The sequence below is a fragment of the Marmoricola sp. Leaf446 genome, from assembly GCF_001424755.1.
Classification (GTDB): domain Bacteria; phylum Actinomycetota; class Actinomycetes; order Propionibacteriales; family Nocardioidaceae; genus Marmoricola.
In genome coordinates this window covers 144,552-145,127 of the sequence record NZ_LMRF01000001.1, presented here as the reverse complement: position 1 = coordinate 145,127, position 576 = coordinate 144,552, and the positions used below count along the sequence as shown (strand labels likewise).

The 576-nt window shown below is 75.2% G+C and carries 1 protein-coding gene; it reads right to left on the bottom strand.

Features of this window, described 5'->3' with window-relative positions:
* On the bottom strand, positions 1–576 hold a 576-nt coding region (locus tag ASG49_RS18820), incomplete at both ends, for a hypothetical protein (protein WP_369814192.1).

The window sequence follows — 576 nt, the reverse complement described above, 5'->3', positions numbered from 1 at the left end:
ACGCCGTGCTGGTCGGTGAGGTCGGTGGGGGTGAGGTGGACGACCAGGTCGAGCGACCCGGTGCCGCCGGGACTGGGTGCGGCGTCGGGTCGGCCGGACATGAGGTCCAGGGCGTGCTGGGGGTCGGCCAGGACGCCGACGGCGCGGGCGCGGCGTACGTCGAGGGGGTCGGTGTCACCGAGCTGTCGCAGGTCCGCGGCGATCCGGGTGACGCTCTGGTCGAGCAGCTGCGCGTCGGGGGTGTCCAGGGTCATCACGACCTCGGTGGTCGCGGGTGCAGCGCCGTCGCGGTGCAGCCAGACCCCGCGCCGGGCGAGGGCTTCGTCCTCCTCGGCGACCGCGCGGTCGGGGTCGGCGTGGAGCCGGGCCTCGTGGGCCAGTCGGCGGGCGTCGACCAGCCCGATCTTGTCGGGGACCGCGCAGATCAGCCGGTCGGCGTGCAGGGCGGCGTCCAGGGACAGGTCGTGGGTCTCGCGCGAGATCATCCGGGCCTGCCACACCCGCGGACCCGTCAGCAGGGTGGCATCGTCGAGCAGGGTCCAGAGCCGCGGGAGCCGGAACGCCAGCTCGAGGGCG